18 protein-coding genes, 1 tRNA gene and 1 riboswitch are annotated in these 19,808 nt (G+C 63.3%); of the genes, 8 read left to right on the top strand and 11 right to left on the bottom strand.

What is annotated here, in order from left to right; all coding sequences use genetic code 11:
- Positions 1 to 49: 49 nt before the first annotated feature.
- Entirely contained in the window at positions 50 to 574 is a 525-nt protein-coding gene (locus NKH71_RS24775; protein ID WP_023719497.1) for a GcrA family cell cycle regulator, read from the bottom strand.
- Between the two features lie 354 nt (positions 575 to 928).
- Here NKH71_RS24775 and NKH71_RS24770 point away from each other — a divergent pair, with 354 nt between their 5' ends.
- From NKH71_RS24770 to NKH71_RS24760, 3 genes are all read left to right on the top strand, one after another.
- Positions 929 to 2,128, top strand: coding sequence for an aspartate aminotransferase family protein (locus NKH71_RS24770; protein WP_023719496.1), 1,200 nt, complete (start codon positions 929 to 931; stop codon positions 2,126 to 2,128).
- Between the two features lie 14 nt (positions 2,129 to 2,142).
- Positions 2,143 to 3,054, top strand: a complete 912-nt coding sequence (gene argF / locus NKH71_RS24765; protein ID WP_031194171.1) for an ornithine carbamoyltransferase — start codon at positions 2,143 to 2,145, stop codon at positions 3,052 to 3,054.
- A 117-nt stretch (positions 3,055 to 3,171) separates the two neighbouring features.
- The gene (locus tag NKH71_RS24760) at positions 3,172 to 4,182 is read left to right on the top strand and encodes an Hsp33 family molecular chaperone (RefSeq protein WP_023719494.1); all 1,011 of its coding nucleotides are present in this window, start codon (positions 3,172 to 3,174) and stop codon (positions 4,180 to 4,182) included.
- 76 nt (positions 4,183 to 4,258) lie between these two features.
- Here NKH71_RS24760 and apaG read toward each other — a convergent pair whose 3' ends face one another.
- On the bottom strand, positions 4,259 to 4,651 hold the full coding sequence (gene apaG / locus NKH71_RS24755) for a Co2+/Mg2+ efflux facilitator ApaG/CorD (protein ID WP_254816331.1): 393 nt from the start codon (positions 4,649 to 4,651) through the stop codon (positions 4,259 to 4,261).
- A gap of 227 nt (positions 4,652 to 4,878) precedes the next feature.
- On the opposite strand from apaG, the gene NKH71_RS24750 reads away from it, so the two are divergent.
- Positions 4,879 to 6,033 carry a ceramide glucosyltransferase gene (locus NKH71_RS24750; RefSeq protein ID WP_352790954.1) on the top strand — a complete coding sequence of 385 codons (1,155 nt, stop codon included), beginning with the start codon at positions 4,879 to 4,881 and terminating at the stop codon, positions 6,031 to 6,033.
- Between the two features lie 52 nt (positions 6,034 to 6,085).
- On the opposite strand, the gene NKH71_RS24745 is transcribed toward NKH71_RS24750, so the two are convergent.
- Positions 6,086 to 7,276, bottom strand: a complete 1,191-nt coding sequence (locus tag NKH71_RS24745; RefSeq protein WP_352790956.1) for an O-succinylhomoserine sulfhydrylase — start codon at positions 7,274 to 7,276, stop codon at positions 6,086 to 6,088.
- Between the two features lie 70 nt (positions 7,277 to 7,346).
- A riboswitch (SAM riboswitch) is annotated at positions 7,347 to 7,424 on the bottom strand.
- A 135-nt stretch (positions 7,425 to 7,559) separates the two neighbouring features.
- On the opposite strand from NKH71_RS24745, the gene NKH71_RS24740 reads away from it, so the two are divergent.
- Entirely contained in the window at positions 7,560 to 8,654 is a 1,095-nt protein-coding gene (locus NKH71_RS24740; RefSeq protein WP_352790958.1) for a 2'-deoxycytidine 5'-triphosphate deaminase, read from the top strand.
- A 28-nt stretch (positions 8,655 to 8,682) separates the two neighbouring features.
- On the opposite strand, the gene araD1 is transcribed toward NKH71_RS24740, so the two are convergent.
- The 4 genes from araD1 to chvE form a co-directional block, all read right to left on the bottom strand.
- On the bottom strand, positions 8,683 to 9,675 hold the full coding sequence (gene araD1 / locus NKH71_RS24735) for an AraD1 family protein (RefSeq protein WP_352817560.1): 993 nt from the start codon (positions 9,673 to 9,675) through the stop codon (positions 8,683 to 8,685).
- A gap of 183 nt (positions 9,676 to 9,858) precedes the next feature.
- Entirely contained in the window at positions 9,859 to 11,151 is a 1,293-nt protein-coding gene (mmsB, locus tag NKH71_RS24730; RefSeq protein ID WP_352790962.1) for a multiple monosaccharide ABC transporter permease, read from the bottom strand.
- Positions 11,148 to 12,680, bottom strand: a complete 1,533-nt coding sequence (gene mmsA / locus NKH71_RS24725) for a multiple monosaccharide ABC transporter ATP-binding protein (protein ID WP_023719487.1) — start codon at positions 12,678 to 12,680, stop codon at positions 11,148 to 11,150. Before mmsA ends, mmsB begins: the two co-directional genes overlap by 4 nt.
- Positions 12,681 to 12,779: 99 nt before the next feature.
- The gene (chvE, locus tag NKH71_RS24720) at positions 12,780 to 13,844 is read right to left on the bottom strand and encodes a multiple monosaccharide ABC transporter substrate-binding protein (protein ID WP_023719486.1); all 1,065 of its coding nucleotides are present in this window, start codon (positions 13,842 to 13,844) and stop codon (positions 12,780 to 12,782) included.
- Positions 13,845 to 14,161: 317 nt separating this feature from the next.
- On the opposite strand from chvE, the gene NKH71_RS24715 reads away from it, so the two are divergent.
- Complete coding sequence (locus tag NKH71_RS24715) at positions 14,162 to 15,151, top strand: LysR family transcriptional regulator (RefSeq protein WP_352895382.1); 990 nt, start codon at positions 14,162 to 14,164, stop codon at positions 15,149 to 15,151.
- Between the two features lie 313 nt (positions 15,152 to 15,464).
- On the opposite strand, the gene NKH71_RS24710 is transcribed toward NKH71_RS24715, so the two are convergent.
- Positions 15,465 to 15,538, bottom strand: a tRNA-Gly gene (locus NKH71_RS24710).
- 132 nt (positions 15,539 to 15,670) lie between these two features.
- On the opposite strand from NKH71_RS24710, the gene NKH71_RS24705 reads away from it, so the two are divergent.
- A complete protein-coding gene (locus NKH71_RS24705; protein WP_352475918.1) occupies positions 15,671 to 15,934 on the top strand; it encodes a DUF6460 domain-containing protein in 264 nt (87 codons plus the stop codon).
- A gap of 62 nt (positions 15,935 to 15,996) precedes the next feature.
- On the opposite strand, the gene NKH71_RS24700 is transcribed toward NKH71_RS24705, so the two are convergent.
- Positions 15,997 to 16,899: a histone deacetylase family protein gene (locus NKH71_RS24700; protein WP_352482474.1), complete on the bottom strand. Its 903-nt coding sequence runs from the start codon at positions 16,897 to 16,899 to the stop codon at positions 15,997 to 15,999.
- A gap of 50 nt (positions 16,900 to 16,949) precedes the next feature.
- On the opposite strand from NKH71_RS24700, the gene NKH71_RS24695 reads away from it, so the two are divergent.
- Positions 16,950 to 18,374 (top strand): MATE family efflux transporter, encoded by a 1,425-nt coding sequence (locus tag NKH71_RS24695; protein WP_352482506.1) that lies wholly within the window; start codon positions 16,950 to 16,952, stop codon positions 18,372 to 18,374.
- A 3-nt stretch (positions 18,375 to 18,377) separates the two neighbouring features.
- On the opposite strand, the gene NKH71_RS24690 is transcribed toward NKH71_RS24695, so the two are convergent.
- Positions 18,378 to 19,454: a quinone-dependent dihydroorotate dehydrogenase gene (locus tag NKH71_RS24690; protein WP_352482473.1), complete on the bottom strand. Its 1,077-nt coding sequence runs from the start codon at positions 19,452 to 19,454 to the stop codon at positions 18,378 to 18,380.
- A complete protein-coding gene (locus tag NKH71_RS24685; protein ID WP_352482472.1) occupies positions 19,451 to 19,801 on the bottom strand; it encodes a DUF952 domain-containing protein in 351 nt (116 codons plus the stop codon). Before NKH71_RS24685 ends, NKH71_RS24690 begins: the two co-directional genes overlap by 4 nt.
- Positions 19,802 to 19,808: the final 7 nt, after the last annotated feature.

The following is a 19,808-nucleotide window of genomic DNA, read 5'->3' as shown; positions in this document are numbered from 1 at the left end:
GGGCTAAATGGGAGCCTTGCTTCTTACGCCAGGCTCAAGCCGCCACCATTCACCTGCTCCGCCGCCGCTCCGACGCCGGCTGGAACGCCACCCGGGCGTGGTACTTGCAGTAGGGTCCGGTTTCGGCGGCGTCGTTGCCGCAGAAATGGAAGTCTTCCGAAAGCGGATCGCCATTCGGCCACTTGCAGGTGCGCTCGTTCAGCTCGACGAGTTGCAGATGCCGGGAGATCGGCACGACGACGTTTTCGACCGGGCGGATATAGTGGCGCGACACCGGTTCGGCATCGAACTGCGCCTTGAGCGCGGTCGCACCGATCGACATCGACGTGGTGGCATGGCGCGTGGCGCTTGCTGCCCGCGACACCGATTTCTGGATCGTCGATCCCTGTACCGTCTTCTTCTGGCGTGCCGGTGATGCGGTTGTGCGTCCGCGGCCGGACAGTTTCAGCCGGTGCACTTTGCCGATGACCGCATTGCGGCTGACCCCACCAAGCTGTGCGGCGATCTGGCTGGCGCTGAGACCCTCCGACCACAATTTTCTGAGAAGTTCGACTCGCTCGTCAGTCCAGTTCATGAGACCGCGCTCCTGCTGAAAAGTGCGGCAATCGGAATCCATTCCCGACCCGGCTTCTGCCGGGCAGACACCACATATATCGGGTGATTAGGTCCGCCGCACGAAATCTAGTTATTTCTCTACTACAATTACCTTATGCGCTGACTCGGTGACAAGAGTCCCAAGGCCAACACGAATCGGTTTTTTCGGTTTTCCCCAACTTGCCCGGTCGCTTATGAGCCGGCATTGTGCTGGGGGGCTTGCCGCACGTCCTTGCGCGACCTTTTCGTTGACTTCACGGCCGAAAAACACGATAAGCCACAAGGGCCGCCGCTTTGGCGGCTTTTTGATTTTCCGGTTCCGGAGACGCATATAATGAGCGGTTCGGCGCTTTTCGAGACCTTTGTTCGCGCACCCCTGGCTTTCGACCACGGTGAAGGCACCTGGCTGGTCACCGACAAGGGCGAGCGATATCTCGATTTCGCAGGCGGCATCGCCGTGAATTCATTGGGCTACAGCCATCCGCATCTGGTCGCGGCCCTCACTGAACAGGCCGCCAAGCTCTGGCACGTCTCCAATCTGTACGAGATTCCGGGACAGAGCCGGCTCGGCGAGCGGCTGGCCGACGCCAGCTTCGCCGACAAGGTGTTCTTCACCAATTCCGGCGCAGAGGCGCTTGAATGCGCCATCAAGACGGCGCGGCGCTATCACTTCGTCAAGGGCCATCCCGAGCGCTTCCGCACTATCAGCTTCGAAGGCGCCTTCCATGGCCGCACCCTGGCGACCATCGCCGCCGGCGGCCAGTACAAATATCTGGAAGGTTTCGGCCCCAAGGTCGACGGCTTCGACCAAGTCGGCTTCGACGACATCGACGCCGCCGAAAAGGCGATCACGCCTGAAACCGCGGCGATCCTGATCGAGCCGGTGCAAGGTGAGGGCGGCATCAGGCAAGTGCCGTCGCAATCGCTGAAGCGGCTCAGGCAGCTCTGCGATCAGCACGGACTGCTCTTGATTTTCGACGAGGTCCAATGCGGCGTCGGCCGCACCGGAAAGCTGTTCGCGCATGAGTGGGCGGGTGTCACACCCGACCTCATGGCGGTGGCCAAGGGCATCGGCGGCGGCTTCCCGATGGGCGCCTGCCTCGCCACCGACGAGGCAGCGGCCGGCATGACCGCCGGCGTGCACGGCACCACCTTCGGCGGCAATCCGCTGGCCATGGCGGTCGGCAACGCCGTGCTCGACGTGGTGCTGGAAGACGGCTTTCTCGATGACGTCCGGCGCAAGGCGCTGCTCTTGAAACAGGGGCTGGCCGGTGTCGCCGACGAATTTCCGGACGTTATCGAAAGCATCAGGGGCACCGGCCTGATGCTCGGCCTTAAATGCGCGATGCCCAACACCAAGGTTACGGTGGCACTGCGCGACCAGCATCTCTTGACGGTTCCGGCCGGCGACAACGTTATCCGTCTGCTGCCGCCTCTCACCGTCACCGATGCCGAGATCCACGAGGGGCTCGAGCGCATTCGTGCCGGCGCCAAGAGCCTGGCGGATGCCATCGTCGCTGCCGCCGCGAAGTAATCCTGGAATTCCTGATGTCCCTTCGCCACTTCACCGATCTTTCCGCCGTTTCCGAAGGCGATCTGCGCTTCATGCTCGACGACGCAGCTGTGCGAAAGGCGAGGCTCAAGGCCGGCGAACGCACCAAGCCGCTCGAAGGCAAGGTGCTGGCGATGATCTTCGACAAGCCCTCGACGCGCACGCGCGTGTCGTTCGACGTCGGCATGCGGCAGTTGGGTGGCGAGACGATCATGCTGACTGGCACCGAGATGCAACTTGGCCGTTCCGAGACTATTGCAGACACGGCCAAGGTGCTGTCGCGCTATGTCGATGCCATCATGATCCGCACCACCTCGCATGACCGGCTGCTGGAACTGACGGAAAACGCTACGGTGCCCGTCATCAACGGGCTGACCGACGAAACCCATCCCTGCCAGTTGATGGCCGACATCATGACCTTCGAAGAGCACCGCGGTCCGGTGGCCGGCAAGACGATCGCCTGGACCGGCGACGGCAATAATGTCCTGCATTCTTTACTGGAGGCCTCTGCGCGGTTCCGCTTCAAGCTGAACGTCGCCGTGCCCGAAGGCAGCGAACCGGCTCAGAGGCATGTCGACTGGTCGAAGGCCAATGGCGGCAAGCTGAAATTCACTCGTTCGCCCGAGGAGGCCGTTCACGAGGCCGACTGCATCGTCACCGACTGCTGGGTCTCGATGGGTCAGGAGCACCGTGCGCGCGGCCACAATGTCTTCTTGCCCTATCAGGTCAACGCGGCCCTGATGGCGAAAGCCAAGCCGGACGCGCTGTTCATGCACTGTCTGCCGGCGCATCGCGGTGAGGAGGTTACCGACGAGGTCATCGATGGGCCGCATTCGGTGGTGTTCGACGAGGCCGAGAACCGGCTCCACGCCCAGAAGGCGGTTTTGGCCTGGTGCCTGGGCGCTTGATCCGGGCCGCCTTGATCCGGGAGTTCGTGGTGCCTATCTCAGGCGCATCACGCAAATCGAGCGCGTCTCGTCGCATGCGCCCCGGAGGGCGGCATCGCCGCGCCCCGGAGCTTTGTCATGTTGGAAACTCGTCAATTGGCTGAACATCAACCCAAGCTCGGCGAGTTCGGCTACGCCGGCGACGACCATGTCGTGCCGTTTGAGGTCGGCCCGCTCGACGTGCGCGGCCGTACCGTCCAGCTCGGGCCGATGCTCGACGCTATTCTCAGCCGCCACGAGTATCCCGAGCCGGTGGCACGACTACTGGCCGAAGCCTGTGTGCTGACCGTCCTGCTCGGAACTTCGTTGAAGTTCGAGGGCAAGTTCATTCTGCAGACCCGCACCGACGGGCCGGTCGATATGCTGGTCGCGGATTTCTCCACGCCGCACGCGCTGCGCGCCTATGCCCGCTTCGATGCCGACCGGCTGGAGGCTTTGACGGCTGCCGGCGAGACGTCGCCGCAGACGCTGCTCGGCAGCGGCGTCCTGGCGCTGACAATCGACCAGGGCGCCCACACGCAACGCTACCAGGGCATCGTCCAGCTCGACGGCGTCACGCTGGAAGAAGCCGCACGCACCTATTTCCGCCAATCGGAGCAGATTCCGACCGACCTACGGCTTTCGGTGGCCAAGCTTCTGACGCCCGGCGTCGGCGGTGCCCGCGAGCAATGGCGCGCCGGTGGCCTGCTGGCACAATTCCTGCCGCAGTCGCCGGAACGCATGCGCGTACCCGACCTTCCCGGGGGCGACGGCGATCCGCGTGAGGAAATCCACGACCCGACCGACAATTCCTGGCAGGAACTGCTGGCGCTGCTTGGTACCATTGAACCGACCGAGCTGATCGATCCGACTATCGGCGCCGAGCGGCTGCTTTACCGGCTGTTCCACGAGCATGGTGTCCGCGTCTTCGGCGGCGTGCCGGTCGCCGACCAGTGCTCATGCTCGAGGGAGAAGATCCGCGGCATCCTCGAGGGTTTTTCCGCCGAGGAGATCAGAGACAGCACCGAGGATGGTAGCATTCACGTCGCCTGCGAATTCTGCTCGAAGCAATATGACTTCGACCCGGCGGAATTTGCAGCGGCTCAATAACGAGCGTCAGTGCGGCTGCCTTCGCAGAACTTGGGTTCCTCGCCCCGCAAGGCGGGAAGAGGAATCAAAGTGAACGTCAATTGACGGTGCGCCGCGTGCCTGGCAAATCGAGTGAGAAGGCGGGGATGGCGACGTCGAAGGTCTCGCCCCGCTTGTTGCGCATTGTGTAGTGCCCGACCATGATGCCGGACGGGGTCGAGAGCGGGCATCCAGACGTATACTGATAGCTGTCGCCGGGGTTGAGTCCCGGTTGCTCGCCGACGACCCCGGGGCCGCGCACTTCCTCGACCTTGCCGGTGCCGTCGGTAATGTGCCAGTAGCGCGACAGAAGCTGCACGAACTCGTCCGACTGATTGTCGATGGTCACCTGGTAGCCCCAGACATAGCGGTTTTGCGGCGGGTCGGAGTGATCCTCCAGATAGAACGGCCTGACCTGCACTTCGATGTTGCGGGTGACGGCGCTGTACATAAACTGCTCCAAAGCAATGTAGATGGAACTTTCGACGCTCAGCGCAGTTTGATCAACGATGCGCGTCATCTCCTTGCCCGACTCAAGCGCAGGTGCCGAAAAACAATGTCATTTAAGTGACACATGACAATGATGGTGTGCAGGCTTGTGCCGGGCGACTCGGTGTTCTGTCGAATTGTTGAAAACGGCCGTCAGGCGGCCGGCATTTCTGGAGTGACCAGATCTCGATGGAACCGACATTCGCAGCCGCCCTCTTTTCCATAGCTCTCCTTCTTTCAAATCTCGCCAGCATCCTGTTAGCTTCGCTGAAGCTGAAGCGAGCAGCCAGGATCGCATCGCCCGCCGCCACCGTGCTACCGGTATCGATCGTCGTCCCGGCGCGCGGCGTCGAGCCGTTTACCGAGGAGACGCTGGAGCGCGCCTTCTCACTCGACTGGCCGCGCTACGAACTCATCTTCTGCGTCGCCCATGCCGACGACCCCGTGGTCAAGTCGATCACCGCTGCAATGGCGCGTTTTCCGGCTATACGCGCCCGGCTGCTCGTCGGCGACGACCGCATCAGCGGCAATCCGAAACTCAACAATTGCGTGAAGGGTTGGGAAGCGGCGCTTTATCGCTGGGTCATCCTTGCCGATTCCAACGTGCTTATGCCGAGCGATTATGTCCAGCAGCTGATGGCGGCATGGCGGCCCGACACCGGCCTCGTCTGCTCGACGCCGATCGGCTCGCGGCCTGAAGGGTTTTGGGGGGAGGTCGAATGCGCCTTTCTCAACACGCTGCAGGCACGCTGGCAGTACGCTGGAGAGGCGCTCGGCCTTGGCTTCGCCCAGGGCAAGAGCATGTTGTGGAACAAGTCGATGCTTGACGCCAATGGCGGCATCCGCGCACTGGCCGCCGAGATTGCCGAGGACGCCGCCGCGACCAAGCTGGTCAACCGGCTCGGACTGCGGGTCAATCTTGTCGCTTCGCCGTTCGAACAGCCGCTCGGCCGGCGCACGCTTGGCGAGATCTGGTCTCGGCAGGCGCGTTGGGCGCGGCTGCGCCGCGTCACCTTCGCGCTGTTCTTCGCCCCCGAGATCCTGATCGGCGCGGCGCCGCCGCTGGTGCTTGCGCTGATCGCGGCGGCTGACGCCGGCGTCAGCCTGCCGGCAACCGCCATCGCCGTGCTGGTCGCGGCCTACCTGCCGGAATGTGCCCTGGCCTGGGTCAAAGGATGGCACCTGTCGCTGCGCACCATCTTGGCAATGATGGTTCGCGACTGCATGCTGCCGGCGATATGGGCGCGCGGCTGGCTGAGCGGCGCCGTCGACTGGCGCGGCAACGTTATGACCATCCAGACCAAGGCCGTCGCGGAGCTGGAAGAGACCCCGTCCGGCGCCTGACCGGCACGTCCGGCGCGGGCTGTACGAACCCGCTCGCCCTGTTCGGCCAGCCTTATCCGGCAGCTCTCAGCGCTTGCTCGATATCTTCGAGCAGATCGTCGGTATCTTCCAGGCCGACGGAAAGCCTGAGCGTTCCCGGTCCGATGCCGAGCTCGGCGCGGGCCTCATCGGTCAAATTCTTGTGCGTGGTCGTCGCCGGATGGGTGATCAAGCTCTTGGCGTCGCCGAGATTGTTGGAAATCAGCACGATGTCGAGCGCGTTCTGGAAAGCAAAGGCCGCCTGCTTGCCGCCCTTCACATCCAGGCAGATCAGCGTCGAACCACCCGACATCTGCTTCTTGACCACGGCCGCTTGCGGGTGGTCGGCACGGCCGGGATAGATGACGCGGGCGATTTGCGGGCGCTCGGCGAGGAAATCCGCGATGCGGCCGGCACTTTCCGTCTGCTGGCGTACGCGCAGCGGCAGCGTCTCCAGGCCTTTCAGCAGGGTCCAGGCATTGAAGGGCGAGAGGCTGGGGCCGGTGTGGCGGAAATAGTCATGCAGGTTCTCGTCGATCCATTTTTTGTCCGACAAGATAACGCCTCCAAGGCAGCGCCCTTGGCCGTCAATATGCTTGGTGGCCGAATAGACGACGATATGGGCGCCGAGCTGCAAGGGTTTCTGCTGCAAGGGCGTGGCGAAGACATTGTCGACGATCAGCCTGGCGCCAATCGAGTTGGCAAGTGCCGCGACGGCGGCGATGTCGACCACCTCCAGCGTTGGGTTGGTCGGGCTTTCCAGGAAGAACAGTTTGGTGTTCGGCTTGACCGCCTGTTCCCAATTGGCGATGTCAGTGCCATCGACCAGCGTTGCCTCGATGCCGTATTTCGGCGCCAGCGTCTCGACCACCCAGCGGCAGGAGCCGAACAATGCGCGCGCCGCCACGATATGGTCGCCCGCCTTGGCGCTGCACAGCAATGCTGCCGTCACCGCCGCCATGCCGGACGCCGTGGCGCGCGCGTCCTCGGCGCCTTCCAGCGCGCACATACGCTTTTCGAACATGTCGACCGTCGGATTGGCATAGCGCGAATAGATGAAGCCCGGCTCCTCACCCTTGAAGCGCGCTTCCGCTGCTTGCGCCGTCTCGTAGACATAGCCTTGGGTGAGATACATCGCCTCAGAGGTCTCGCCGAAGCCGGAACGCAGCGTCCCGGCATGCACGAGTGCGGTCTGAGGCTTCCAGTCGCGCTTCTTGGTCATCATTCTATCCAAACACCAAAAATGGTCCAAACAACAAAAAACCGGTCGCGAAAGTCGCAACCGGTCCATATGGCCTTGCGGCCCGACGGTCCTTTAGCGACTTGTTTAACGTGGCTGCAAGCCGACCGGCCAAATCACCACGGGATAACGAGCTTTAGACCCGCGCCACGCTTGCGTCAATTGCCGGCATGATTAAGAGGGTTGTACCAAGCAGGTGCCAAAGGCGTCCAGTGTCGGACCTGCGGCAGAACAAGACCTCGCCCGGCGTTCGAACGGAGCCAGACCCTTGCGGCAGACAGGCATTCTTCCCGATCAGGATATTTCCGCGCTGTTCCAGACGGGCGCGCTGAAATCGCCGCGCGCGCTCGATGCCGACCAGATCCAGCCGGCCAGCCTTGACCTCAGGCTCGGCGACAAGGCCTGGCGCGTGCGTGCTTCCTTCTTGCCCGGCCCCGACCACAGAGTTGTCGACAAGCTCGACCGGCTGAAGTTGCACGAGATCAACCTCGCCGAAGGTGCCGTGCTCGAAACCGGCTGCGTCTACATCGTGCCACTGCTCGAAAGCCTGGCGCTGCCCGCGCATATTTCGGCTTCGGCCAACCCGAAGAGCTCGACCGGGCGGCTCGACATCTTCACTCGGGTAATGACCGACCGCGGCCACGAGTTCGACAAGATCGCCGCCGGCTATGAAGGCCCGCTCTATCTGGAGGTCAGCCCGCGCACCTTCCCGATCGTCGTGCGCACCGGCTCGCGGCTGTCGCAGATCAGGTTCCGCACCGGCAATGCGCTTTTGTCGGAAAGCGAACTGCACGACCTGCATCGCGCCGAGATGCTGGTCGCCACCGAGCCGCCCAACATCTCAGGCGGCGGCATCGCGTTGTCGATCGACCTCGACGGTGACAAGGACGGGCTGGTCGGCTATCGCGGCAAGCACCACACCGGCCTGGTCGACGTCGACAAGCGCGCCGCGCAGGATGTCGTCGATTTCTGGGAGCCGCTCTACAAGAGCGGTGCCGGCGAGCTGGTGCTCGATCCGGACGAATTCTATATCCTGGTGTCACGCGAGGCGGTGCATGTGCCGCCGCTCTACGCCGCCGAAATGACGCCCTTCGATCCGTTGGTCGGCGAGTTTCGCGTCCATTATGCCGGTTTCTTCGACCCCGGTTTCGGCCATTCGGCGTCGGGCGGCACCGGCAGCCGGGCGGTGCTCGAGGTGCGTAGCCACGAAGTGCCGTTCATTCTCGACCATGGCCAGATCGTCGGGCGGCTGGTCTACGAGCACATGCTGAAACGGCCGCAGGCACTCTACGGCACCGATCTCGGCTCCAACTATCAGGCGCAGGGCCTAAAACTGTCCAAGCATTTCCGCGCGGCGCGCTGAGCTTCCCCTTACTTGCGGCTATGCCGGCTCAAAGCGCCTTCACCGCCACCTTCACCGGCTGCTCGATTTCGAGCGGGTTGCGCAGCGGCAGGCCGAAATCCTTCGCCTCGATTTCGAACACGTCGCCGGCCTCCGTCCTGATGCCGTCGGCGAAGGACAGCGTCGCCGTGCCGAACATGTGCACATGCACGTCGCCCGGCTGGCGGAAGGCCGAGTATTTGAAGTGGTGATGCTCGAGATTGCCAATGGTGTGCGACATGTTCGCCTCGCCCGACAGGAACGGCTTTTCCCAAAGCAGCTTGCCGTGGCGCAGGATGCGTGAAGCGCCGCGAATGTCGGACGGCAGGTCGCCGATCAGGATCTCCGGCCCGAACGAGGCGTTGCGCAGTTTCGAATGGGCGAGGAAGAGATAATTCACGCGCTCGGTGACGTGGTCGGAAAACTCGTTCGACAGCGTGAAGCCGACGCGGAACGGGGCGCCGTCGTCGCCGATCACATAGATTCCGGCGATTTCCGGCTCCTCGCCGGCATCCTGGGCGAAGGCGGGCGACATGAGCGCCGCGCCGGGCGCCACTGCCATGGTACCGTTGCCCTTGTAGAACCATTCGGGCTGCACGCCGATCTGGCCCTTCGCCGGCTTGCCGCCCTCCAGCCCCATGCGGAACATCTTCATGGAATCGGTCAGCTGTTCCTCGCCGCCATCGCTGAGCTTCTTGTGCATGGAATCGCGGGTCGCGGCGGAGCCGAGATGCGTCAGCCCGGTGCCGGTGAGATGGAGATGCGCCGGATCGGGATGGTTGATCGGCGACAGCAGCCGTCCCTTCTTGTAGGCTGCGTCGAGATCGACGGTTTCGCCGAAGCCCTTGCGCTCGATCAGGGCGACAAGCCCGGTGCCGGTGCGCGCGGCTTCCATCGCCAGCGAATAGACGCTGCGGGCGCCGTTGATGACGCGGGTCTTGCCGCCGTTGCGGGCAACGACGCGGATCGTCTCGGCGTCGTCGAGGATCTGTGAGATCAGCATGGTAACCCTCTCTGAATTGCGGCCTGCCTTCTTGGCAAACCCTGCCCGGCGCGGCTCGGACCCTGTCCACGCCGCGGTTGAAATTCTTCGTCCGGATTGCGCTCGCGGGTCAGGTCCCTCGGGGGACTTCTTCGCGCCGCCCGGCAGCGCCGCGATGTGACCCGTATGCCTCCTGGTTGCCTCTCAAGCCTTGTTCTTGTTGTAGACGTCGAAGACGACGGCGCCGAGCAGCACCAGGCCTTTGACCACCTGCTGCCAATCGACATTGACGCCCATGATCGACATGCCGTTGTTCATGACGCCCATGATGAAACCGCCGACCACCGCGCCGATGACCTGGCCGACGCCGCCCATCGCCGAAGCGCCACCAATGAACACCGCGGCGATGACGTCGAGTTCGCTGCCGAGGCCCGCCGCCGGCACCGCCTGTCCCAAGCGCGCCGCGATAATCAGGCCGCCGAGTGCCGACAGCACGCCCATGTTGATGAACACCATCAACGTCAGCCGTTCGGTCTTGATGCCCGATAGCTGCGCTGCCTTGGCATTGCCGCCCATCGCATAGATGCGGCGGCCGATCGTCATGCGTTTGGTAACGAAGACGAACAACGCGATCAGCACGCCCATCACCATGAGAACGATGGGCAGGCCCCTATAGGTGGCGAATTGGTAGACCAGAAACAGCGCCAGCCCGCTGATCACCAGGGTCTTGACGACGAACAGCGAGAAAGGCTCGGCTTCGTAGCCATGCCGCTCGCGGGTGCGCCGCGCCCTGAGCCCGAAATAGGCATAGGCGAGCACGGCGGCGAGGCCGATCACGATAGTCGTCAGGTGCAGCGTCAGGCCGCTGCCGACAATGGTTTTGCCGGCGGCGTTCACGGTCGGTGGTATCAGCGTCAATGGGCCGATCAGGTCCGGAATGAAGCCGGAACTCAGCGCCTTGAAGCCGACTGGAAGCGGCCCCACGGAAGACCCGCCACCCAGCAACGCCTGACAGATGCCGCGGAAGATCAGCATGCCCGCCAGCGTTACGATAAAGCTCGGTATTCGGTGATAGGCAATCCAGTAGCCTTGTGCCGCGCCGATCGCGCCACCCACGATCAGGCAGACGATCGACACCACCAGCGGATTGCTCAATGGGCCAAGCGGCCAGATAACCATCATCATCGCCGCCAGTGCGCCGATGAAGCCGGCGACTGAGCCGACGCTGAGATCGATATGGCCCGAAACGATCACCAGAAGCATGCCCAGCGCCATCACGATGATGAAGCTGTTCTGCTGCACGAGATTGCTGAGGTTCACCGGCTTGAACAGCGTTCCGGACGTGGTGAACTGGAAGAACACCATGATTGCGATCAACGCCAGCACCAACCCGTATTCGCGCAGATTGGTGACCAGCGCCGAGACGGCAATGCGAGGTGCCTGTTGTATATCCTGGGCGACGCCGGTTTGCGGCCCGGGAGCGCTTTCGGTGCTCATGATGCTTTCCCTTCTCCACGGACGATGGCGCGCATGATCTTTTCCTGGCTGGCGTCGCTCGCCGCCATTTCGCCGACGATGCGTCCTTCGTTCATGACGTAGATGCGGTCGGTGATGCCGAGCAGTTCGGGCATTTCCGACGAGATGACGATGATTGCCTTACCCTCGGAGGCGAGACGCGCGATGATCGTATAGATTTCATATTTGGCGCCGACATCGATACCGCGTGTCGGCTCGTCGAGGATCAGCACTTCCGGATTGGCGAACAGCCATTTCGACAGCACCACCTTCTGCTGATTGCCGCCAGAAAGGTTGCCGGTCATCTGGTAGACGCTTGAGGCGCGGATATTGGTCCTGCCGCGATAATCGTTGGCGACGGAAAGCTCGCGCAAATCGTCGATCACGCCATGGCGCGAGACGCCGGGCAGGTTGGCCAGCGTGATGTTATGCTTGATATGGTCGATCAAGTTGAGACCGTAGGTCTTGCGGTCCTCCGTAACATAGGCGATGCCGTGTTCCACCGCCTTGCTCACCGAAGAGACATCGATCGGCTTGCCGTTAAGGAACACCTCGCCCGTGATGCGACGGCCATAGGACCGGCCGAACAGGCTCATGGCAAACTCGGTCCGGCCGGCGCCCATCAGCCCGGCAATGCCGACCACCTCGCCCTTGCGGGCGTTGAGGTTGATGCCCTTGATGACCTGCCGCTCGGCATGGATGGGATGGTAGACCGACCAGTTTTTCACTTCGAGAACGGTCTCACCGATCTTCGGCTCTCGCGGCGGGTAGCGGTCGTCGAGCGAACGGCCGACCATCGAGGTGATGATGCGGTCCTCCGAGATGTCCTTCTTGGCCAACGTCTCGATGGTCCGGCCGTCACGGATGATCGTGACCTTGTCGGCGACCCGGTTCACCTCGTTGAGCTTGTGGGAGATCAGGATCGAAGTGATGCCCTGCCGCTTGAATTCGAGCAGCAGATCGAGCAGCGCCTGGCTGTCCTTTTCGGACAGGCTCGCCGTCGGCTCGTCCAGAATGAGCAGCTTCACTTCCTTGCTGAGCGCCTTGGCGATCTCGACCAGCTGCTGCTTGCCGACGCCGATATTGGTGATCAGCGTGTTGGGGTCTTCCTTGAGGCCGACCTTCTTGAGCAGGGCGCTGGTGCGCGTCTCGTTGGCATTCCAGTCGATGACGCCGTATTTGGCCTGCTCGTTGCCGAGAAATATGTTTTCGGCGATAGACAGCATCGGCACCAGCGCAAGCTCCTGGTGGATGATGACGATGCCCTTGCGCTCGCTGTCATGGATGCCTTTGAAATGGCACTCATCGCCGCGATAGATGATCTGGCCGTCATAGGTGCCGGACGGATACACACCCGACAGCACCTTCATCAGCGTCGACTTGCCGGCGCCGTTCTCGCCGACCACGGCATGGATCTCGCCTTCCTCGACCATGAGCTTGACGTTCGACAGCGCCTTGACGCCTGGAAACGTCTTGGTGATGTCGCGCATCTCCAAAATCGTCGATGCCATTGAGAATACCACTCCTGCGAGGTCCGCAAACAATACCGGGCTGGCTCGCCAACGAAAAGGGGCCCTGCCTGCGCAGGACCCCAGGCTTTGTAACCGCGATTACTTCAGTTCTTCGGCCTTGATGTAGCCGGAGTCGACCACCAGGGCCTGGTAGTTCGACTTGTCGACGTCATGCGGCGTCAACAGGATCGAGGGAACGACCTTGACGTCGTTGTTGTAGGTCGTGGTGTCGAGGCCTTCCGGCTTGCCGCCCGAGAGCACCTTGTCGACGAGTTCGACCGTCGCCTTGGCGAGTTCGCGGGTATCCTTGAACACGGTCGAATACTGTTCGCCGGCAATGATCGCCTTGACCGAAGCGGTCTCGGCGTCCTGTCCGGTGACGATCGGCCATGGCTGATCGGCAGTGCCGTAGCCTACGGCACGCAGCGAAGCGATGATGCCGCGCGACAGGCCGTCATAGGGCGAGAGCACGCCATCGACGCGGCTGCCGTCCGAGTAGTTGGCGGAGAGCAGATTGTCCATGCGGGCCTGGGCGGTTGCCGCCAGCCAGCGCAGCGTGCCGACCTTGTCCATGCCCATCTGGCCGGACTTCACGACGAGGGTCTTGTCGTCGATCAGCGGCTGAAGAACCGACATGGCGCCGTTATAGAAGAAGAACGCATTGTTGTCGTCCGGCGAACCGCCGAACAGCTCGATGTTGAACGGGCCTTTCTTCTCGGGATAGCCGAGGCCCTTGAGCAGCGATTTGGCCTGGATGACGCCGACGCCGAAATTGTCGAAGGTGGTGTAGTAGTCGACATTTGGCGTCTTCTTGATCAGGCGGTCGTAAGCGACGACGACGACGCCGGCGTCATTCGCCTTCTGCAGCGCATCGCCCATCGTGGTGCCGTCGATCGAAGCGATGATCAGCGCCTTCGGGCCTTTGGTGATTTCGTTTTCCAGCTGGCTGAGCTGGTTCGGAATGTCGTCCTGCGCGTATTGCAGGTCGACAGTGTAGCCCAGAGCCTCGAGCTGGGACTTGACGGCGTCGCCGTCGTTGATCCAGCGCTGCGAGGTCTTGGTGGGCATCAGCACGCCGACCAGGCCTTCGCCCGCTTGCGCCGGCAGCGTCATAGCCGCGATGCCTAGGGCCGCGACGGCGGCCAGTGTCTTGATAATCTTCACATTAACTCTCCCTGGTTGATGGACGCGTACCCTTGGGTTTCGTGGGCCGCGCAATCGTGCAGGAGCGCCAAACGCGCCGCTGCCGTCAATCGATCTCCGGTATCCTCCCAATCGGCCCCGAAACTCTGGTTTCAATCGATACGAGTTTTCCCTCGTCACCGACCGTCAAGTCTCAGGACGCGCGAAGGGTGTGTCGCTTTGCCATAACTGTCAAATGCGATCTTTGATGGTTGCTATATCGAGACTGATATGGCTTAGGCTAGTGACGACGCTGCCGGATCCAGCTGGGGCGCCGGGCGTAGGAGTAGGGAAAAATCATGGCGGCGCTGCGAAACCCTGGCGGAATATCAGCCGGTTACGATGAAATCCCGGGTGATGGCGGAACCTTGCTGCGCAGCGGCTTGAGCCTGCGTCACATGCGCATGATCGCAGCCCTCGACGAGCACGGGCGGGTGAGTGCCGCGGCCCAGGTCATGAACATCTCGCAGCCGGCGGCTTCGCGCATGATCGCCGAGATGGAGGCGGTGCTCGACGTCAAGCTCTGCGAAAGGCTGCCGCGCGGCATCACGCTGACGCCCTATGGCAAGGCATTGGCACGGCGCGCGCGATCGATCCTGCTCGAGATGCGCGAGGTCGACCGCGAGATCTTCGAGCTCAAGGCGGGCAAGGGCGGCTCGGTGTTCCTAGGCGCGGTCACGGCACCGGCGATCGAGCTGGCGGTGCCGGCGATCCGCGAGATCCGGCGCCTCTATCCGCGCATCGAAATCACCATGCAGGTCGAGACCTCGAACGTGCTGGCGCGCGAGCTGATCGCCTCTCGGCACGATTTCATCATCGCCCGCATCCCCGACGACCTCAATCCGCGGCTGTTCGAGGCCCGCGTCATCGGCGTCGAGAAGGCCTGCCTGATCGTGCGCCGCGGCCACCCGCTGACCAAGGGCAAGGCAGTGCGGTTGGAAGACACCGCCGCCTATGACTGGGTTTTCCAGTCGGGCGGCTCGCCGCTGCGCCAAGCCATGGAAAGCAACTTTTTGAACCGCAACATCGCGCTGCCGGATCGCATCCTCAACACCAGCTCGCTGTTACTGACTCTGGTCATGGTCGCGCAATCCGACGCGATCGCGCCGGTGTCGATCCAAGTCGCGAAGTTCATTCAGAACCCCGAAGGGCTCGAGGGCGCCATCGACGTCGTCCAGACCGAGTTCGACATCGAGGTCAGGCCCTACAGCCTGATCACGGTAAAGAACCGCGCGCTGTCGCCGGCGGCCAAGATGCTGCACGATTTTATTTTGCGGGAGGTGGGCTGAGGATTGGAGCGGGTAGCGGGGCGCATCCCGTGGCCGGCCAGACGACCAGACAGGCCCACCAGCAGCGGCGCCGATGCACGTCGGCCACAACTGCTGCGTGATGCTCAAAAAAAGCCCGCCAGCAGAAGCCAGCGGGCCAAGGGTAGACATTCCGGTTGGGGTCATTCGAGGCCCCGCCGACCCTCAATGTGAGATATTCGACGAACTGGCACATCGGCCAAACAGATGAAGGACGGCCAGCAGCTGTAAAACTGCCTGTAAAGCCGCAAGTTTTCAACATCGCCAACTCAGGCGCAACCCGTGTGGCAAAAGCTGGAGCGGGTAGCGGGAATCGAACCCGCGCGTTCAGCTTGGGAAGCTGACAAGCTACCATTACATCATACCCGCGCTGGTTCCTCCGATATCATGGCCCGGCGCCGATGCGCAATCCGGTTTGAGGGCTCGGCTTGATGCCGGGCGGTCAACTGCGTATTTCTGGGCATGTGCCCGAATCGCGGCACCCGACTGTGGAGACAGGCCTTGTCCGCACTGAACCGCTTTCTCGGCGATACGCCGCTCCGGGTGATCTTGAAGCTGCTTGTGGTGTCGTTCCTCGTCGGCCTGGTCATGAACGCCTTCGGCTGGTCGCCGATGGACGTGCTCTACGGCATCCGCAAATTCTTCATCGACCTGTGGAATTTGGGCTTCCACGCCATCGACCGCTTCCTCGGCTACATCCTGCTCGGTGCCGCGATCGTCGTGCCGGCCTTCATCCTGCTCAGGATCGCCAATTTCAGGAAGTAGAGCATGATCCCAAAAAGTGGGAACCGGCTTTCGGAAAAGATCATGCTCAAACAAACAGCCTTTCACGCGTAGCCCGCAGCCACCTCGAACAGGATGGCGTGGCGTGCGGCAAGTGCTGCGACATCCGTCGAATAGCCGCCGCCGATAACGCCGCACACCGGGACGCCTAGCGTGCGGAAATGGCGGATCACCATATCGTCGCGGGCGCGCAGCCCGTCATTCGACAGCGCCAGCCTGCCGAGCCGGTCCTCGGCATGGACATCGACGCCGGCATTGTAGAAGACGAGATCCCAGCGCTTTCGCGCCGACAGCTCCGGCAGGATGGCGCCCAGCCGCTCCAGATAGGCTGCATCGCCGGTGCCGTCGGGCAGGGCGACGTCGAGGTTGGAGGCGATCTTGCGCGCGGGGTAGTTGCGGTCGCCATGCATGGAGAAGGTAAACACGCGCGGCTCGTCGTTCAGGATATCCGCCGTGCCGTCGCCCTGATGCACGTCGAGGTCGACGACCAGGATGTTTTGGGCGGCACCTTCGGCGAGCAGCACCAGCGCGGCAACGGCCACGTCGTTGAAGGTGCAGAAGCCGGCGCCTTGCGCGCGCCGCGCGTGATGACTGCCGCCGGCCGTGTTGCAAGCGATTCCGTTCAGCAAAGCCAGCCGCGCCGCCATCACCGTGCCGGCCGTTGCGAGCTGCGCCCTCAGCGAAACCCGCGGTCCCACGGGAAAGCCGATCTCGCGCTCGATCCTCACCGGCACGTCGCAGGCAAGCACCTGGTCGACATAGTCTGCCGCGTGGGCAAGCTTCAGCCATGATGGCCGCGCCACCGCTGGTGTGTTGAGCGCTTCGGGCCGCGCCAGGCCGCGTGCCCGCAAGGCGTCCATCAGCAGCGGATATTTGCTCATCGGGAAGCGGTGGTTGACGGCGAAACCGGCGTCGTAATCGGGATGATGAACGATCTGCAAGGACATGGGACGGCCGGTGCGCCAGAGGCGGGTTTCGGTTGACCATGCCGGGATGGATGGTTGCGCGAGGTCCGCAAACTGGGGCACATCGGCTAGCCGATCAAGCCGCAACAGGAAGCAACACACGTTTGGAGCAGGCTTTACCCACCGAAGCCCACGTCACCGAAGCCAGGGCTTTCGTCGTCACCAACCGTTCGGTGCTCGCCATCGCCGTGCCGATGACGCTTGCCTATCTGACGACGCCGTTGCTCGGAATTGTCGACACGGCGGTGGTCGGACAGTTCGGCGACGCCGCCCTTCTCGGCGGCCTGGCGGCCGGCGCCCTGATCTTCGACGTCGTTTTCACCACCTTCAACTTCCTGCGCTCCGGCACCACCGGCCTCGTCGCCCAGGCCTTCGGGCGCGGCGATGCACTGGAGGAGCAGGCGGTGTTCTGGCGCGCCGTGCTGATCGCGGTCGTCGCCGGCATCGTGTTTGCCGCACTTGCGCCCCTGGTTTCGGCTGCCGGGCAATGGTTCATCGGCGCCGAGCCGCGCGTCGGCGCGGCGATGGACGTCTATATCCGCATCAGGATGCTCGCAGCACCGTTCTCGCTTATCAATTACGCCATCCTTGGTTATGTGCTGGGGCGCGGCGAGGGCGGGCTAGGGCTGATGCTGCAATTGATACTGAACGGCATTAACATCGCCCTCTGCTTCCTGCTTGGCCTGGAGCTTGGCTGGGGTGTTGCCGGCGTCGCCTGGGCGACGCTCACCGGCGAATTCGTCGCCATGCTGCTTGGTCTCGCCATCGTCGGCCGGCGCTTCTGGGCCGCACCCAGGCTGCCACGCCATCGCGTGCTCGATCTGGCGGCATTCCTGCGCATGATGTCGCTCAATCGCGATATCATGATCCGCTCCTTCTCACTGCTCGCCGCCTTCGCGCTGTTCACCCGCCAGGGCGCGCAGTTCGGCACTCTGACGCTGGCCGCCAATGCCGTGCTGATGAACCTCTTCCTGGTTGCCGGCTATTTCCTCGATGGATTCGCCACCGCCGCCGAACAGCTCGCCGGGCGCGCCATCGGCGCCCGTGCCGCCACGGCGTTTGACCAGGCGGTGCGGCTGACGCTGTTCTGGGGGCTTGGTCTGGCCGGCGCTGCGACGCTCTTCTTGTTGCTGGAGGGCACGGATCTGATCGCCCTGATCACGACCTCGACAGACGTCCGCGCCATTGCCGACATCTACCTGCCGTGGGCGGCGTTCACTGCGCTCAGCGGCGCGCTGGCCTTCGAGATGGACGGGGTGTTCATCGGCGCGACATGGTCGCGCGACATGCGCAACATGATGCTGTTGTCGTTCCTGGCGTTCAGCGCCGCGTTGCTGATCCTGGCACCGGCGTTCGGCAATCACGGCCTGTGGGCCGCGCTGCACGTGTTCCTGCTGGTGCGCGGCTTTAGCCTGCTCGCTACATTGCGGCTGCGGGTGCGCACGGCCTTTAACTGATCGCTAAAGCGGTTTCGTCGCCCAGTGATCGAGGCGGCTGTCGCGAAGCTCGCGCAGCGATTTCAGCCCTTGACTGTCCATGAAACGGACCATGCCGGAAAGAATGCGCCCCGGCAGCGCCGGCCCGGCATAGATCATGCCGGTATAGAGCTGGACGAGATCGGCGCCGGCACGGATCTTTTCCAGCGCCGTCTCGGCGGAATCGACGCCACCGACGCCGATGATGGCGGAATCCGGGCCAAGCAGTTTTCGCATCCTTGCCAGCACGATGGTCGAGCGCTCGAACAAGGGTTTTCCCGAAAGCCCGCCGGTCTCGCCGGCAATGCCGGCGTTGCGCAGGCCGGGTCGCGCGATCGTGGTGTTGGAGATGATGACGCCGTCTATTTGCTTGTCGGTGATCTCGGCGGCGATGTCCTCCAGTTCGGCCTCGACCAGGTCCGGCGCGATCTTGAGGAAGACGGGCGGCTTTGCCGGTGCCGCCGCACGCGCGGCCATGACCCGCGACAGGAGTTCACCAAGCTGTTCGCGCGCCTGCATGTTGCGCAGGCCCGGCGTGTTTGGCGAGGAGATGTTGATCGTCAGATAGCCGGCGTATCGCGCAAACCTGATCACGCCGCGCTCATAGTCGCCGACGCGGTCGGCGCTGTCCTTGTTGGCCCCGACGTTGACGCCGACGACGCCGGCGCGGCCCTTGCGGGCAGCAAGACGTTTTTCCGCGGCGGCGTGGCCTTCATTGTTGAAGCCCAGCCGGTTGATCACTGCCCCGTCCGAAGGCAGCCGGAAGATGCGCGGCTTCGGATTGCCCGTCTGCGGCAGCGGCGTGATCGTGCCGACCTCGGCGAAGCCGAAGCCGAGGCCGAGCAGTGCGTCCGGCACTTCGGCATTCTTGTCGTAGCCGGCCGCCATGCCGAGCGGGTTCGGGAAATCGAGCCCGCAAAGGCTGACCTTTAGCTTGTCGTCTCGCAAAGGGCGCCCGGCGACCGGCAGGCCGCATCTCAGCGCGGCAATCGACAGCCCATGCGCGGTTTCCGGATCGAGCGTGAACAGCAGTTTCTGGCCGATCCGGTCGAACGCGCTCATTCGGCCTCCAGCGCCGGGAATTCGTGCCGGCCGTCGGCACCGAGCGGCAATGCCTGCACCGAGACGACCGCATCCAGGCCGAGCCCGCCATAAAGATGCGGGAACAAGGCGCCGCCGCGCGAGACCTCGTATTTCAGCGCATCGCCGAGGTGCGCGCCGTCGACGGCGACCAGCAGCAACCCGCTCTGGCCGGCGAAATGCTTGGCTGCCGTTTCCCGAACCTGCCCGGCGGTGGAAAAATGGATGAAGCCATCGGCGACGTCGATCGGCGCGCCGGTGAAGCGGCCTTCTCGTTCAGCCTCGCGCCACAGCGCCTCGGGAACTATCTTGTAGATGATCTCGGACATCGTTGCG

The sequence above is a fragment of the Mesorhizobium sp. M0983 genome (assembly GCF_040318975.1).
GTDB lineage: Bacteria > Pseudomonadota > Alphaproteobacteria > Rhizobiales > Rhizobiaceae > Mesorhizobium.
This window is presented reverse-complemented; position numbering and strand designations above follow the sequence as displayed.

What these genes read in the sequence shown, in the direction of transcription:
- NKH71_RS24770 (WP_023719496.1), top strand. Translation starts at nt 929, where the DNA reads ATGAGCGGTTCGGCGCTTTTCGAGACCTTTGTTCGCGCACCCCTGGCT.
- mmsB (WP_352790962.1), bottom strand. Translation starts at nt 11,151, where the DNA reads ATGAGCACCGAAAGCGCTCCCGGGCCGCAAACCGGCGTCGCCCAGGAT.
- NKH71_RS24695 (WP_352482506.1), top strand. Translation starts at nt 16,950, where the DNA reads ATGGTTGCGCGAGGTCCGCAAACTGGGGCACATCGGCTAGCCGATCAA.
- NKH71_RS24690 (WP_352482473.1), bottom strand. Translation starts at nt 19,454, where the DNA reads ATGAGCGCGTTCGACCGGATCGGCCAGAAACTGCTGTTCACGCTCGAT.
- argF (WP_031194171.1), top strand. Translation starts at nt 2,143, where the DNA reads ATGTCCCTTCGCCACTTCACCGATCTTTCCGCCGTTTCCGAAGGCGAT.
- apaG (WP_254816331.1), bottom strand. Translation starts at nt 4,651, where the DNA reads ATGTACAGCGCCGTCACCCGCAACATCGAAGTGCAGGTCAGGCCGTTC.
- araD1 (WP_352817560.1), bottom strand. Translation starts at nt 9,675, where the DNA reads ATGCTGATCTCACAGATCCTCGACGACGCCGAGACGATCCGCGTCGTT.
- NKH71_RS24750 (WP_352790954.1), top strand. Translation starts at nt 4,879, where the DNA reads ATGGAACCGACATTCGCAGCCGCCCTCTTTTCCATAGCTCTCCTTCTT.
- NKH71_RS24685 (WP_352482472.1), bottom strand. Translation starts at nt 19,801, where the DNA reads ATGTCCGAGATCATCTACAAGATAGTTCCCGAGGCGCTGTGGCGCGAG.
- NKH71_RS24760 (WP_023719494.1), top strand. Translation starts at nt 3,172, where the DNA reads ATGTTGGAAACTCGTCAATTGGCTGAACATCAACCCAAGCTCGGCGAG.
- mmsA (WP_023719487.1), bottom strand. Translation starts at nt 12,680, where the DNA reads ATGGCATCGACGATTTTGGAGATGCGCGACATCACCAAGACGTTTCCA.
- NKH71_RS24715 (WP_352895382.1), top strand. Translation starts at nt 14,162, where the DNA reads ATGGCGGCGCTGCGAAACCCTGGCGGAATATCAGCCGGTTACGATGAA.
- NKH71_RS24775 (WP_023719497.1), bottom strand. Translation starts at nt 574, where the DNA reads ATGAACTGGACTGACGAGCGAGTCGAACTTCTCAGAAAATTGTGGTCG.
- NKH71_RS24745 (WP_352790956.1), bottom strand. Translation starts at nt 7,276, where the DNA reads ATGATGACCAAGAAGCGCGACTGGAAGCCTCAGACCGCACTCGTGCAT.
- NKH71_RS24700 (WP_352482474.1), bottom strand. Translation starts at nt 16,899, where the DNA reads ATGTCCTTGCAGATCGTTCATCATCCCGATTACGACGCCGGTTTCGCC.